Source organism: Pseudomonas sp. KH_021 (genome assembly GCF_057838865.1).
The window spans coordinates 3,200,024-3,214,559 of the sequence record NZ_CM174477.1 but is presented as its reverse complement, the minus strand read 5'-3'; the positions used below and the strand labels follow the sequence as shown (position 1 = coordinate 3,214,559).

Sequence of the window (14,536 nt, the reverse complement as noted above, 5' to 3'; positions counted from 1 at the left end):
TAGGGGAAAGGCAAACATCCGCTGGCTATAGTCTGAAAAATGCGCTTTGTACGATCTGGTGAGGAAGGTACAAGTGCTTGTTTCGATTAAGGTTATTGATGAAAACGATGATGGGGTCGGGCTGTGTGAGGATAAACTGCCGCCGATGATTTCGAAGCGACTGGCGTCAGGCGAAGGTTTGACGAAAGTCCGGTTTCATCTCCTTTGGTTTTTAGCCGCCCTTCGGGGCGGCTTTTTTGGTGCGCCCAGCATGGGCGCAATCTTGTGGGTGCAAGTCCCGCCGTGAGCTGACCACAGCGAACGAAGTGAAGCGCAACTGCATGAGGGCGACCAAGTGTGGGGAGGAAGCGTGGAGCGAAGCCGCGAGCCGATGAACAAGAACCGGATATAAGGCGAAGCCGACCAGGGCGAGCGGGCCAATAACCGCGAAGCTCTTGTGGTCAAGAGTCAGGCTGCGTAAATCCGGCGGTTGTGCGGTGAAGGATTGTGTTCTTACCTGGGGAGATCTCGCCTCATGCCTGAAAGGGCGACGGAGCAAGCCGGAGCGAGAAGTCAGCAGAGGCCGTAGTAGTCTTTTTTTTGACGAAGGGCCGAACGAGAGAGAGCGTTGTAGGCCATGTTGATGCGAAATGCCGGAAGTCAGATGCCTGCCAAACGCGGGGCGGAAGGAGACTGCGAGCGGTGAAACCGTGAGAAGCTCCGTCAGCGACGAGGCAAATCGCCCGCAAAATGAACCCGAAAGCGCAGGGCAAGGGCTGCTGGAACGAGCCTTTGCGAGAGAGAACCTGAAACGAGCGTGGAAACGGGTCAAAGCCAACAAAGGTGCAGCGGGTGCTGACGGTCTGGACATCAACCAGACGGCTGAATACCTGCTCACGGAGTGGGCCACGATTCGTCGGCAATTGTTGTCAGGCGTCTACCGGCCCAGTCCGGTACGACGGGTGGTAATTCCCAAGCCCGACGGCGGAGAACGCGAGTTGGGCATCCCTACAGTCACTGACCGCTTGATCCAACAGGCGTTGCTGCAAGTCTTGCAGCCGCTGCTCGATCCCACCTTCAGTGAACACAGCTACGGCTTCCGTCCTGGACGCAGTGCGCAGGACGCGGTTCTTGCCGCCCAGCGTTATGTGTCCTCGGGTCGGAAAATCGTAGTAGATGTGGATCTGGAGAAATTCTTCGACCGGGTCGATCACGATATTTTGATTGATCGTCTAAGCAAACGGATTGCGGATCGGGCAGTTATCCGGCTGGTCCGGGCTTATCTGGATGCGGGTACGCTGAACAATGGCGTGCTTGAGAAACGCCGCTGCGGGGCGCCGCAAGGCGGTCCGCTGTCGCCGTTACTGGCGAATGTGCTGTTGGATGAAGTGGACCGAGAGCTTGAGCGAAGGGGCCACTGCTTTGTGCGCTACGCCGACGATGCGAACATTTATGTGCGCAGTCAAAAGGCGGCTCAACGAGTAATGGCCTTGCTGAAGCGTCTGTATGAAAAGCTACACTTGAGCGTCAACGAGAGCAAAAGTGCAGTGACGAGTGCGTTCGGTCGCAAGTTTCTGGGGTATGCCTTCTGGCCTTCCCGCGGCGAAGCCAAACGGGCCGTCTCATTTAAAGCGCAGAAGCGGTTCAAGCAGCGGATACGCGAGTGCACTCGACGCTCGGGTGGTCGTAGCGTGCAGCAGGTTGTCGACGGCTTGCGGCCCTACCTCTTGGGTTGGAAAGCTTATTTTGGGTTGTCGCAAACCCCGAAAGTCTGGCGGGAGCTGGATGAATGGATACGGCACCGATTACGAGCGATTCAGCTCAAGCACTGGAAGCGCGGGACGACGACTTATAGAGAGCTGCGCGCACTTGGGGCGAGTAAGGAAGCGGCGCAGAAGGTGGCAGGAAACACCCGCCGCTGGTGGCACAACAGCCGTATGGAGTTGAACCGCGTGTTTAATATCGCTTGGTTCGACAGCTTGGGATTACCGCGACTCTCATAACCTCAATCTCTCGAACCGCCCGGTGCGGACCCGCATGCCGGGTGGTGTGGCAGGGGTACGGCCTATGAAGGCCGTCCCCTATGCCGATTGCCCTTGGCTGCGAAGGCCCCACCGCGGTGTATCAGGCAGACCGTGTCGTGTTCATCGCGGCTAAAGCCGGCTCCTACAACAAGCCGCGCCACATTCGGTGGTCAGGGGAACTCAACACGGCATTTGCGGGCCTTATCAAATATGCCAAGCCAAATGGAAACTCCCCAAGAGCCGAAGGCGATGTCACGCCGCACGGCTATCACTTATGCGATCGGCCAGCCACTTGTGCGCCATCCTGGGTACATCGCCGCACTGTTCCTGTTTTTCGGCATGGCCCTCGCGCTAGGTTTGTTCTGGGCACTGGTGCCCGCCGCGCTGGCGTCGGCGCTACTGGTCTTGCGCACGGCATGGGAAGACCGGCTGTTGCGGTCTGAACTTGCAGGGTATGACAATTATGCCCGTCGAGTGCGGTGGCGATTAGTCCCCGGCGTCTGGTGAAGACTGGGCCTGTAGGAGCACGGCTTGCCGGCGATGAATACAACGCGGTGTATCTGGATGACCGAGGCGAGGCCATCGCCAGCAAGCTGTGCTCCAGACCTTTAGTTGGTTTTAGCGACCCAGGCATTGAAGCGCTGTTCAAGCTCTTCACCATGATCGACCCAGAACTCATTGTTCATAGGCATCGCCTGAGCCAAGTTGGCGGGGGCGGAGTTCAGGCGTGCCGCCAGGGCTGGATCAAGCAGTGATGCGGTGTGCAGGTTGGTCGAGCCGTAACCGAGCTTTGCAGAGTGGATCTTCTGGTTTTCCGGGCGCAGGGAAAACCCGATGAATTGTTCGGCAATCGCCTTGTTCTTACTGCCCTTGGGGATCGCCCAGGAGTCGATGGCATAGATGCTGCCGTTCCAGACGATCTGTACCGGGGCTCCCGCTTCTTGGGCCGAGAACACCCGCCCGTTGAACGCGGTGCTCATGACCACATCACCACTGGCGAGGAACTGCATGGGCTGCGCGCCGGCTTCCCACCATTGAATGCTGGGCTTGATCTGGTCCAGTTTCTTGAATGCGCGATCTACGCCTTCTTTAGTGCCGAGTACTGTGTAGACATCGGCATAGTCCACGCCATCGGCCATCAAGGCAATTTCCAGGGAATACTTGGCGCCCTTGCGCAGGCTGCGCTTACCGGGGAACTGCTGGGTATCCCAGAAGTCCTTCCAGCCGGTGGGGGCGGCACTCAGTTTTTCGCTGTTGTAAGCCATCGCCATCGACCAGACCAGCAAGCCAGCACCGCATTCGGACAGTGTGCCGGGCACGAAGTCTTCCTGTTTACCCAGCTGCGCCATGTCCAGGCGCTCGAACATCCCTTCCTCACAGCCGCGAATCAGTTCTGGCGCTTCGACCTGCACCACGTCCCAATTGACGCTGTTGGTATCGACCATGACCTTGATCCGGCCCATTTCACCGTTGTACTCACCGGCGATCAATGTGTTGCCGGTGCCTTTTTCGAACGGTTTGTAGAAAGCCTGCGACTGCACGTCCTTGCTCACGCCGCCGAACGAAATCACGGTTATTTCGTTGGCCATGGCACTCGACGCCATGGCGGCGAGCAATAAGGTTCCAATGGCTTTGCTTTTCATGTCTACCCCTTAGGATTGTTGGTTTTGGCAGATGTGGACGGCTGGGAAATTTCTTTGCGTCAGGTCCGGTAATCCACGGGATCACCGGCGATCAGGCGCAGTGCAGAAGTCCAGGCAAGGTGATGCAGTTGTTGGTCGATCTCGTCATCGGATTGTTGTGCGGTCAATTCGCAGACCGCCTCTGACGGGAAGCGCAAGGGTTGTCCGCCAGCCAATGCCTGTACTTGAGCCTGGCAAGCGCGCTCAAGGAAATAGATCTGATTGAAGGCTTCGGCGATGCTGCCGCCAGCAGCCAGCAACCCGTGATTGCGCAGGATCATCGCCATGTGCGGCCCCAGATCGTCAATCAGCCGGGCGCGCTCATCGGGGTTTAAAGAGATCCCTTCATAATCATGGTATCCCAGGCGTTTGTAGAACTTCAGCGCATGCTGGCTGATCGGCAGTAACCCTTGCTCCTGCGCAGACACAGCGATCCCCGCCGAGGTATGGGAGTGCACCACGCAATCGATGTCCGGGCGTGCGGCATGGATCGCCGAATGAATATTGAAGCCGGCACGGTTAATACTGTCGGGACCGTGCCAAGGGTCCAGGACATTGCCCTCATGATCGATCTTGATCAGATCCGAGGCGCGCATTTCGTGGAACAGCACCCCGTAGCGATTAATCAAAAAGTGCCCATCCTCGCCAGGCACCCTGGCGGAAATGTGCGTATCGATCAGATCAGTCATCCGAAAATGCGCGAGCAATCGATAGAGTGCCGCCAGGTCACACCGGGTATTCCACTCTTGGGCCGAGATCCGGCTACGGTCGATTTGCTGGGGGGTATCGTGCATGGCGGATCCTGGTTCGTGGTATGTTCTGCCGATAAATCGATCGGCCATGACCCGATCTTGCCGCAGCACCCTGCTGGCGACCATACACAGAACAGGCCGTTGGCCGGCATCCCTGTTATGGTCTTTTTACCAGTACACCTACCTGCTCATACCTTGCTTGAACGGACGTTTTTATGATGTTCCTGGATCCCAGTTCGCAGACGCCTCTGGTTAGCCAGATCGTTGCGGGCATCAGCCTTGCGATCAAACAACAACAGCTGCGCCCCGGCAGCAAATTGCCCTCGATCCGCAAGCTTTCGCAATCTCATAAGGTCAGCCACTTCACCGTGGTCGAGGCCTATGATCGGCTGGTCGCACTGGGCCTATTGAAGGCTGTGCCCAATGCGGGTTTCTACGTGCGGGAACTGGCTGATAGCGTTGTCTGCGAAGCGCCATCCGAGACAGAGGAGGGCGCGCTGGACAGTGAATTCGATTTCGACGCTTACCTGCTGTTGCAACGAGTCTTCCAGCCAATGGGCATGGAGGTGCGCCCCGGCGTTGGTCTGTTACCTGAACAATGGACGGACGACGATGGTCTGCAACGCAGCCTGCGGGCCCTGGCTCGCAATGCGCCCAGCAGTTTTTCCGGTTACGGCATTGCCAAAGGTAGCGCCAAGCTGCGCACCAAACTGACCGAGAAGCTGGCGGACAGCCGGATTGGCGCCCACCTCGAACAAATCCTCCTGACCAGCGGGGCGAGTCATGCTTTGGACTTGGTGGTGCGCTACCTGGTGCAACGAGGCGATAGCGTGTTGGTCGACGAGCCGGGTTATCACAACCTGTTTCTCAACCTGCACCTACAAGGAGCCAAGCTTTTGGGCGTGTCGCGCACCCGTGACGGCATCGACTTGGTACAGCTTGAACAATTGATCGTGCAGCACCGGCCCAAGGTGTTCTTCACCAACGCCCGCCTGCAATGCCCGACGGGCACCAGTCTGTCACTGGCGGTGGCCCATCGTTTGCTGCAACTGGCAGAGAAGTATGATTTTCTGATTGTCGAAAACGATATCTATGCCGACCTGGACCCTGGCGGCCAGCAGACCCTGGCCGGGATGGACCAGCTGTCGCGGGTGATTTACATCGCCAGCTTCTCCAAGACCATTGCGCCGGCTTTGCGAGTGGGTTTTATCGCGGCTCGCCAGGAGTTGATCGACGAGTTGCTGCCGCTGAAACTGGTCAGTGGCCTGACAACCTCGGAAATCACTGAAGAGCTGGCCCTTGAAGTGTTGCTGCAGGGGCGACATCGTAAACATGTCAAACAGCTGCAAAGCCAGTTGGCAGACGCTCATGATGTTGTCGCCCAGCGCTTGCGCAATGTCGGCATGGAGCTATTTGTCGAGCCCAGGGCAGGTTTGTTCCTGTGGGCTCGGCATCCGCAGATCGCAGACTCCACGAAGCTCGCCATGCTCGCCAAGGATGAAAAAATCCTCCTGGCCCCTGGGCAATTGTTCATGCCCGATGCGCGCGTGGTGCCTTGGATTCGCTTCAACGTCGCCCATTCGATGGATGATCGAATCTATCGATTTCTTGGCAAAATCTGACCTGTTGCGACTCACCCCCGGCGAATTGACAGACGCTTATAGGTGAAGGGGCCCTTCTTGCCGTTTTCTGGAAAGGTATCAATGGATATCCGATCACCTTGGTTACCCCCCAGAACCCTGACAGTGCCACCGCCTGCATCCAGCCAAAACCCAACGTGGCCGCTGCCAGGGCTGGCACCACCACCGGTGCGGCTGAAGACGACGATGTCGCCTTTCTGGGGCGATTGGGTGACGTCAATGCCCCAGTCGGTGTTGTGCCAAGACTGGGCACCCGCACTGTTAGTGCCATGCATGCCGGCCTGGGTGACGCAGTAGTTAACGAACGATGAGCACCACGCTACGCTGTCTTGCGTCGCGTGCAGTGTCGTTGTCGAGTGGTAGAGCAGAATGCGTGGATTGTTACCCTGGCCAGGGACTTCTGCGATCCCCGCCGCCAGCTCAGCGAGGGCAATGTTTACGGGGCGCGCACCCGCAGGTACGGGCATTGGAAGGCCGCCAGCAACGGGGGCCAGAAATTCGCTGAACATGAAACCGTCAGCAACACCATCGCCCTCCAGATCAACCTTGATCCAGTCCCCGGTTCGCCCTAAAGCACGCACAACGGTGTCCCGCGGTAGTGTGTCGATGTCTGTGAAATCGCGCCCTGGGCCTCGGCGAAGAACCAGTCCCGAACGGGCGGTCACGCGCATCAGTGCCAGCGGCGGCGCAGCCGGCTCAGCGATGTCTGGGACCGAGGCTGCTCCAAGGCGGAATTGACCAAAGTCGCCGAAGGCTGGGCTGGCAATGTTTCCATCGTGGCTGATGCCCGCTTCATTTTTATCGAGCGCCTTCTGGAATAAAGCCCAGCGGTCGGTGGCCAGCATTTCGCGCGTGCCCGTCCAACCGAGCGAACCCGATAACCAAATCAACGAAACCAGCGACTGGTTCAGGAGGCGACCACCAATCTTGCCGGAGCCATAGACACCGACCCGAAAGTCAGGGCCTACCGCTTTATTGACCTCGCGAAAGTAAGCATCAATCTCAGCGAGTTCGGCCGCTTTCACGAAGTCCCAATCGACGGCGAAGTAGATGGCCGAGCCTTTGGGTTGTTGCAGGCGCACCGCAAGCTCGCGGGCTCGTTTGCCATCCCGGGTTCCATTCGCCGCGCCGAAGTCCTCAATGTGCCCGCCACCACCTGCACGTTGCTGAAACACAACCGCCAGGGCTATGCCTGCCTCGTCGAGTGCAACGGCTTCAGCCGGTTCGAGGCACTTGGTGGGGAATATCCTTGAGTTTTTGTGGTTGTAGTAGCGAATGACGACCTTGACCCCTCGAGCCAGCAGGATGGGTATGTTGGCAGTTAGAGAATTAGGACTGTCGATGATTTCCAGCATGCTGGCTCTCCTTCCCGTGCTTCAACTCAAAGCGATGTCACTCCAGTCAAGCACACCTTGCGTACCCCGTCGGTTGGCCAGACCAGAAGAGGCAAACTCCGATCATTTGACTTGAACCTTCCCCCCCCAACTGAAATACCCCACAGCCTCACACTGGCTGTTCACCAACATAAACCTCAATTCGCATTGCGCTTCTCCTTTGCACAGCGGCTGACAGTGCCAGAAATGTTCATCAACTTGCGCAAGGACGGGTTGGATCAGGTTTTCGATATTGATAGCGGGTACGGGCTGGTCAGGCTTCACCACCAGCGTCGGTGCTGGCAGCACCTCGGTATCGGCAACCGCGAAGGCGTAGACCACCACACTGTGCTCAGCCCGAAGGGCGATGGTTCGACTGTGCAAGCAAACGGCCCTGCCGAGACTCATCTGCAGCACATGGCTATCGGCGTTCGCGGTCGGAAAATGGGCACCGTCCAGGATGAAGACAAAGCCTTTATCGATGGGGGTAGGGCTGTCGGGATCCTGGCTGGGTTGCGGATAACGCGAGAGCAGCGTCTCGGCATCGACGATGAGTAATACATGCGAAGTAGCTGCTTCGCTGGACATAGCAGATGGGTCGTTAGACATCACGGCTTCCTTTCATGATGTTGACTGAGTCGCGGCCGCTCCAACTAATGCGGAAAAAGCGGCCGCGAGGTCGGCTAGCTCCTATCAGTTATGGATGGAAATGAACGGGTCCCACGAACAGCAGGCGACGACGTTGCAGCTGCGATCGACGATCAGGAAGTTGAAGTGATAGGTTACACGTCCACAGGCCAGCGTTTCCGACGACCAATAGTGGTTATCGACTTTTTGGCAAGTGGGCACGCATGGGTTGCTGGTGTTTGGCACAGCGACGCTGGCGGTGGCCTTGCGTGGTGAGGGCGTGGAGATCAGTTCATTGCCCGCATTGCCAATGAACCTGTAGAAGATCACTGCCGTTTCGAAGCTTTGCGAGAGGCTGGTTTCACGCCAGCGGATCAAATCACCAACCTGGGCCTTCAGATCGAGCTCGCCGCCGGCCTGGCCACTGACCACGTTGTCCTGGTTGGTCACCATGTAGACGTGGTTGTAGTCAATGAGCGTAGGCGAGTCTGGGTTTTTGCTAATGTTCGGGTATTTTTTCAAGATGGTTTCAGTGTCGATCGAAACCAGCACATCCGTGACTCGAGACATTATGAAGCTCCTTTTCCATAGTGATTTCCCTGGCATTTGCCGGGAGATAACAACGTTTAACAACGTTGCGACCTAGATGTTCACTATTGGAAGGGCCCAACTTTTCAATGACTGCGAGCTGAACTAGCTCCATTTTCTGACGGCTTGGGATTCCTTCCCGCAGGTCGCTGATGGACTATAGATCGTGGATTTGGCCTGTCAAAAAATTAAGTGGCGGGTTGTCCGTCGAGGAATGCGTGGTCTTGACGGATCAATTGGAACCGGTGATTGAGGCACCTTTCGGGCACTGCAATACGGGTGTGGTAAAGGACCTGTTCATCCTGAATCAGCCCCGCACCTGGATCAGTCATATTTTCTGCTAGTGCCTTAGCCATTCTCGCGTGATTCGCTGCGATTTCATTGAGAGTTGACACGATACATCTCCGGTGACTGACCACGCGTATTGCTGGAGTCCACAAGCGTTAATTTGGGGCGCGGCCGCGTCAGGATTACGTCATTCTGGGGCTGCTATGACCGGCCTTTGCAATCCTTGAGCCAGACACTGGGGTGTATACCGCGCGACGGTTTCATAAGCGACGAGCGGTGATCTGCAGCAGTCAGAACGAAGTAAGACGGCCATCACATTAGCCCACCCCGGTGGGCTTTTTGATGGCCAGCGGTCATCCGCAACCGGGGACTTGGACTACCCTTTGCGCCAGGGACGCACCCGTCGGAAGTCTCTTTCGCTACAGACAAGGAGCACGTCATGAAAAAAAACCTGATTTACCCGATGAGTCTGTTGATAGCCGCAACACTTCCGTCCCTGACGGCCCAAGCGCAAACCCCATCCGCCGACAGATCACTGGTGGGCAAGGTCCCCTTCCTGACCTCCACCGCTGAAAAGCTGAGTGACGCCAAGCTCAAGATAGATCCCTTTCTACCCTCCGCCATTTCACCTCCGGCCAACTACACAGGGCCATTGTTCACCCTCAGCCACGACTATCCAAGCCAGTTGCCCGCAGCCACTGCCTTCCCCTGGAGTACAACGACCAACAACGGCAGGATCACCCAGGCCAACGCCAATGCCTACGTTCAAGCCCTCAAGGACTATGTTTCTCCAGACATGCGCAAGATCGTCTTCGACTATGCCAACTGGAACTACCAGAACAGCGGCTGGTATGACTCCATATGGCTGGGCGTCGAGCGTGAGCCTATTCGTGGCGTCTATGTCGGATCCGGCTTCCCGGCCGGCACCCTGACCGATCAGAAGCAACCCCTGACCACCTATGTGCTGACGCTCTACGACACCCGAGCCGCGAAGACCTTGGGCAACATCTGGGGCACGACCGCCGAACAAGCGATGAATCCCACACTGACCACCGAGGCAGCACAGTTCGCGGAAGGCAGTGTCATCATCAAGTTTGCCCTGGTCACCGCCTGTGGCGCTGATTGGGCGCCAATGGAAAACGCCGCGCAATGGCAGATCTACGCGCCAACCAATATCAGCAACGGCAGTGCCCAAGACCCGAACTCCAAATGCCTCGAAAACGGTTCCAAGGGCAGTGCAACCTTACCCTCTATAACCAATGTCTATCTGATGCAGTTCGACATCATCGTCAAGGACAGCGTCGCTGCTCCCCAGACGGGCTGGGTGTTCTCGACGCTGATCTACGACAACAACGCCCCTGGCAAGGATGCCTGGGACAAGATGATCCCGCTGGGAGCGACCTGGGGCGGCGACCCGGACGTCATAAACACCGACCCGCAAGCGCTGACACCGCCGGTCACCGTCAATCCGAAGCTCAGCGAAAACTGGATCAACCCGAAAGCGCCTCCCTACTCGACATCCACGCTGGGCTGGGACGGACGCCTTTCGGGCCCTAATGACGGTGCCGTGGTCACTCCGGCCTGGACCGCCACGCATTACTCCCCAGCCGGCCTTGCCAGCGCGGGGTGCCTGGGATGTCATAGCAGTGCTCAGTACCCGATGACCTCCTTCCTGCTACCGACCAGCAGCCAGCCGCCGCAGGTCATCGACCCACCGCTCTCAAGCAACGACAGTGCCGCTGCGTTGGTCATGGCCGATCCCGGCTCACCACTGTGGATGCAATGGTTCCAGAGCCGCAACGGCAAGACACCGATGGGCCCGAGCGCGAACGGGCAGGCCCCGGTGGCACTGGATTACGACATGGTCACGGCGTTCAAGGCCATTCCCATGTGGCAGCAGGCCAAGGCGGCTCAAACCCGCAGTGCACCCTAGAAAAAGGCTCGGGAACGGTCATTGGTACAGGCAGTATTGCTGATCTATTCTTCAACGAAGCTCACACCTAGATCCCGAGCCCCGGGGTTTGCGGATCAATTGTGCATCCTTGCGACAGGTGCGCGGTGCCGGTTGTCGGCGTTTTGCCTTATCGCCTCTCTCTAGTTCCCATTCGCACGACACATGCAATGGGCAGGAGTCGCTCGTGGACGATTCAGGCGAAGCACTCGACAACTATGTACAACAGCGGCGTGCAGCTTTTGATCCGCCTATCCCAGCAGAACGTCGGTTTTGGGGACTGGCTCTTTCGGGGGGCGGCATCCGCAGCGCGACCTTTTGCCTGGGGGTCATCAAGGCACTGGCCGCCCAAAAACAGCTTAGGCAATTTGACCTGATGTCGACGGTCTCGGGCGGAGGCTACGCCGGGTCCAGCCTGGGCAAACTATTCCATGAGAGCACGACCACCGGCGGTGTTCTGGAAGAGCGTTTGGGGAGGATGGAGTCAACCTGGTGGCTCAACTGGCTACGAGCAAACGGTCGATACCTTACGCCCAGCGGAACCCGGGATACCCTTAACGCGTTTGCGAACTTTGGGCGTAACCTCCTGGGTATCCACATAGAACTGGCGGTGCTGGGAATACTGTTGGCTTGCGTGCTGATAGGGATTGACTTGCTCGTCTGGGCCGGCGCAGATCGCTGGGCCGGCGCACCGCAACCGGGCGACCAAGGGCTAACATTAGCGTTACTGGCCACGGTCGTGAACCTGCCCACCGTCTTCATCTTGTTGGTGCCATGGCTGGGTTGGGCAGCCGTGCTCTGCTTCGCCTACTGGTTGCTTCCAGCAGGCCCCGGGAAGTCGGAAGGACGTCGGTTATTAGCCATAGCCGTGTTACCACTGGCAGGTCTGCTCGGTTTAGTAGGGTTCTACGACGCCATGAGCGGAGTCGATCTGAATGCCAGGGCGGTGCCCATTGCCGACGGGTGGCTGGCTGTCGCGGCGGTGTTCCTTGGTGGCTGGTTTGGGGGCGCTTGCCTGGCATTTGCACTCGCTACACAAATCAAGACCCAAGGAAATGCAGACCATTGGCGTAATCGACTTACAAATTGGCTTGGCAGCACGCTTTTCTGGTCCCTAGGGATTGTCCTGGCAGGGTATGCGGAACTTGCGGCCTGGTTTCTCGCTCACACAGACAAAGGCATGGCCTTGGGGCCGGTGCTGGCAGTGCTGGCAGTTGCTTTGAGGATCGCGCTGCCGATGATCAGCAATGCGCCCAAGAGCATGTCGCCGCTTGGCTTGAAAATGGTGATGGCAATACTCAATCTGATGGGGATTGTCACGCTCGCAGCGCTGGCCGTCTTTTGGATAAGCGTGGTGCATAGATGGGTCGGCTCATCGCTGTTTCGTCCTGGCGCTGTGTTGGTTTTCTACGATCGCGCCTGGTACACCTTGCTCATGGTGTTCCTCCCCGCAGCGACTTGGGCAGTCATCTCGAGGAACAACGTTGATTTCCTCAATCGCTCGTCTCTCTACCTTTTCTACCGTGCTCGGCTGATTCGGGCCTACCTTGGCGCCAGCAATGCCCAGCGCAAGCACAGTTCCGATGATGTCATGGGTGCCCAGATTCCAGACCCACAGGATCTCGCTGTCACCGTACCGGAAGCCCAGGACGACGTCTTGCTGACCGACTACCAGTCGCACCGCAAAGGCGGACCCATCCACCTGTTAAACGTATGCGTCAACCAGACCAGCGACCCGCGCGGAGGCATCTTCAATCGCGATCGAAAGGGTGAAATGCTGACCCTGGGATCAACCGGTTTATTGCGCGCGGCAATGGGAGGATGGCAGCGCATGACGCAACCCCAGGCTAAAGGACTGGGTCACTGGATGGCTATTTCCGGTGCCGCGGTTGCACCTGGGCTTGGCGCCACGACGCGCCCAGGCGTTGCGGCACTGTTGATGATGGCAGGGATTCGCCTTGGTTACTGGTGGGACAGCACTGCTGAGGATCACCGTGTCCGTCATGGCAAGTACCGTCTATTGCTACACGAATTGACAGGCCGCTTCGAAGGTCGAGCGTGGCGCCATTGGTTTCTCAGCGATGGAGGCCATTTCGACAATACAGGTGCCTATGCGCTGCTGCGCGAAGAAGCCGAGCTGATCGTACTCGCCGACTGCGGCGCTGATCCGCAATACGCTTTCGGCGATTTAGAGAATCTGGTGCGCAAGGCACGAATCGACCTGGACGCAGAGATCGTATTTCAGCGGCCGACCCATCCCACTACGGCTGGCATTTATGGTTCGCTTGCCGATTTGGCTTCTGCTCAGACCAATGCATGCCTGGCACTGGCGCGGATCAAGTACCGCAGCAGTGGTAATGAGGGCTACTTGATTCTGGTAAAACCCAACCTTTTCAGTGGTATGCCTTTGGATCTGGTGAACTTCAAAGCCTCCAATCCATTGTTTCCGCAAGAGTCAACAACCGACCAGTTTTTTAGTGAGGCCCAGTGGGAGAGCTATTTCCAGATGGGTCATAGCCTTGGGATGGGCATTGTGCTGCCAGGGAGGCAGGGCCTTGCCACATTGTTCCAGCAATTCTGTAACGACGACGGCGCAGTGATCACCACCGATGGGGTGGGTACTCCGACGCTGAAGCCGCCTATTGGCCGTAATGTAGCTCGGTTTGTCGGTACAGGGGCGGTGGGTGCCACGCTCAGTTTCGGCGCGGTGACGACCGCTGCAGTGGCGGCATGGCAGGCACTGGACCCGATCATGCAACGCAACGCCTCGGCTCGCGTGATCGAACCCAACGACTACAAAGGCATTATTGCTGCCTATAGCCAGGCACTTGGAGCGCAACCACAAAGCGCCACGCAATGGAACGCTGTAGCCAGCGAACTGTTAAGGGTGGCAGAAAATCGATGCCAGATTCGAGGATTTGATGGTTTCAACCAAAGCAGAATGTTGAAAACCGTCGTGGCCACTACTAAAGAAGGCTGCAAGGGGTCGGATTCGAACCTAGCTTGCAAACTCTTGGAAGCCGACGACGCACCCAGTTGCCTGAAAACAGCCCGTCGCAAGCCTTGCGAGCCTCTTTACTGGGTCCGGCATTACGACTACGGGACGAATGTTACCAGCAACGGAGCAGTCGAAAACTGCATGCTGCCTGAGCAAACTCTGCCCCCTAAAGGTGAAAATGAGCCGACTGGGCCTGAGCATGCCTGCGTAGGCTACACGGTGTATTTGCAAATTTACGGCCCAGCCTGGCGAGGCGCCGCACGCAGTTACCGGGAGCTCTGGAAGGCAAGAGGGCTTGGGGCGAATGTGCCTCCGATTGAGGATGTTGTCGACAGTGCTCGCCGACAGCGGCAGCGACCTCCCGTGCCTCATGCTCAACCTACCGTGCTGCGCTATACGCAAGCGGGTGAGCCATGCAGCAAAGCCTTGGTAGAAGCAGCATTAACCAATCCGTCGAATGAAGTGCCCAAAACCTGGAAAGCCGCTTGGGAACAACGCCTGTTGGGCGGCGCGCCAGACAAAAAGATCATCGAGGTTTGGCTCCCGCCAGCAGTGTCTGATGAGGCCGATGACACCAAGCGCAACTGAGACCGCAGCCTCCGTGCAACAAGCGGATGTTCATACCGTTCACATC

The 14,536-nt window shown here is 57.7% G+C and carries 11 protein-coding genes; 6 read left to right on the top strand and 5 right to left on the bottom strand.

Annotation, left to right across the window (positions count from 1 at the left end):
- Positions 1-73 precede the first annotated feature (73 nt).
- From AC3IX4_RS14845 to AC3IX4_RS14835, 3 genes are all read left to right on the top strand, one after another.
- The gene (locus AC3IX4_RS14845) at positions 74-286 is read left to right on the top strand and encodes a hypothetical protein (RefSeq protein ID WP_489256209.1); all 213 of its coding nucleotides are present in this window, start codon (positions 74-76) and stop codon (positions 284-286) included.
- 403 nt (positions 287-689) lie between these two features.
- On the top strand, positions 690-1,982 hold the full coding sequence (gene ltrA, locus AC3IX4_RS14840) for a group II intron reverse transcriptase/maturase (RefSeq protein WP_489256208.1): 1,293 nt from the start codon (positions 690-692) through the stop codon (positions 1,980-1,982).
- A 270-nt stretch (positions 1,983-2,252) separates the two neighbouring features.
- Positions 2,253-2,510 (top strand): hypothetical protein, encoded by a 258-nt coding sequence (locus AC3IX4_RS14835; protein ID WP_489256207.1) that lies wholly within the window; start codon positions 2,253-2,255, stop codon positions 2,508-2,510.
- Positions 2,511-2,611: 101 nt separating this feature from the next.
- Here the strand turns inward: AC3IX4_RS14835 and AC3IX4_RS14830 are convergent, their stop codons facing one another.
- Positions 2,612-3,646, bottom strand: a complete 1,035-nt coding sequence (locus tag AC3IX4_RS14830; protein WP_489256206.1) for an ABC transporter substrate-binding protein — start codon at positions 3,644-3,646, stop codon at positions 2,612-2,614.
- A 59-nt stretch (positions 3,647-3,705) separates the two neighbouring features.
- A complete protein-coding gene (locus AC3IX4_RS14825; protein ID WP_489256205.1) occupies positions 3,706-4,479 on the bottom strand; it encodes a class II aldolase/adducin family protein in 774 nt (257 codons plus the stop codon).
- 173 nt (positions 4,480-4,652) lie between these two features.
- Between AC3IX4_RS14825 and AC3IX4_RS14820 the strand changes: the two genes are divergently transcribed.
- Positions 4,653-6,059, top strand: coding sequence for an aminotransferase-like domain-containing protein (locus AC3IX4_RS14820; protein ID WP_489256204.1), 1,407 nt, complete (start codon positions 4,653-4,655; stop codon positions 6,057-6,059).
- 11 nt (positions 6,060-6,070) lie between these two features.
- Here AC3IX4_RS14820 and AC3IX4_RS14815 read toward each other — a convergent pair whose 3' ends face one another.
- From AC3IX4_RS14815 to AC3IX4_RS14805, 3 genes are all read right to left on the bottom strand, one after another.
- A complete protein-coding gene (locus tag AC3IX4_RS14815; RefSeq protein ID WP_489256203.1) occupies positions 6,071-7,432 on the bottom strand; it encodes a TIGR02594 family protein in 1,362 nt (453 codons plus the stop codon).
- A gap of 102 nt (positions 7,433-7,534) precedes the next feature.
- Positions 7,535-8,059, bottom strand: a complete 525-nt coding sequence (locus AC3IX4_RS14810; protein WP_489256202.1) for an AidA/PixA family protein — start codon at positions 8,057-8,059, stop codon at positions 7,535-7,537.
- Positions 8,060-8,143: 84 nt separating this feature from the next.
- Positions 8,144-8,647: an inclusion body family protein gene (locus AC3IX4_RS14805; protein ID WP_489256201.1), complete on the bottom strand. Its 504-nt coding sequence runs from the start codon at positions 8,645-8,647 to the stop codon at positions 8,144-8,146.
- Between the two features lie 745 nt (positions 8,648-9,392).
- Between AC3IX4_RS14805 and AC3IX4_RS14800 the strand changes: the two genes are divergently transcribed.
- Both AC3IX4_RS14800 and AC3IX4_RS14795 read left to right on the top strand, forming a co-directional pair.
- Positions 9,393-10,886: a hypothetical protein gene (locus AC3IX4_RS14800; RefSeq protein WP_489256200.1), complete on the top strand. Its 1,494-nt coding sequence runs from the start codon at positions 9,393-9,395 to the stop codon at positions 10,884-10,886.
- A 205-nt stretch (positions 10,887-11,091) separates the two neighbouring features.
- Positions 11,092-14,490 carry a patatin-like phospholipase family protein gene (locus AC3IX4_RS14795; protein ID WP_489256199.1) on the top strand — a complete coding sequence of 1,133 codons (3,399 nt, stop codon included), beginning with the start codon at positions 11,092-11,094 and terminating at the stop codon, positions 14,488-14,490.
- Positions 14,491-14,536 lie beyond the last annotated feature (46 nt).

What these genes read in the sequence shown, in the direction of transcription:
- AC3IX4_RS14800 (WP_489256200.1), top strand. Translation starts at nt 9,393, where the DNA reads ATGAAAAAAAACCTGATTTACCCGATGAGTCTGTTGATAGCCGCAACA.
- AC3IX4_RS14805 (WP_489256201.1), bottom strand. Translation starts at nt 8,647, where the DNA reads ATGTCTCGAGTCACGGATGTGCTGGTTTCGATCGACACTGAAACCATC.
- AC3IX4_RS14820 (WP_489256204.1), top strand. Translation starts at nt 4,653, where the DNA reads ATGATGTTCCTGGATCCCAGTTCGCAGACGCCTCTGGTTAGCCAGATC.
- AC3IX4_RS14835 (WP_489256207.1), top strand. Translation starts at nt 2,253, where the DNA reads ATGTCACGCCGCACGGCTATCACTTATGCGATCGGCCAGCCACTTGTG.
- AC3IX4_RS14815 (WP_489256203.1), bottom strand. Translation starts at nt 7,432, where the DNA reads ATGCTGGAAATCATCGACAGTCCTAATTCTCTAACTGCCAACATACCC.
- AC3IX4_RS14830 (WP_489256206.1), bottom strand. Translation starts at nt 3,646, where the DNA reads ATGAAAAGCAAAGCCATTGGAACCTTATTGCTCGCCGCCATGGCGTCG.
- AC3IX4_RS14825 (WP_489256205.1), bottom strand. Translation starts at nt 4,479, where the DNA reads ATGCACGATACCCCCCAGCAAATCGACCGTAGCCGGATCTCGGCCCAA.
- AC3IX4_RS14810 (WP_489256202.1), bottom strand. Translation starts at nt 8,059, where the DNA reads ATGTCTAACGACCCATCTGCTATGTCCAGCGAAGCAGCTACTTCGCAT.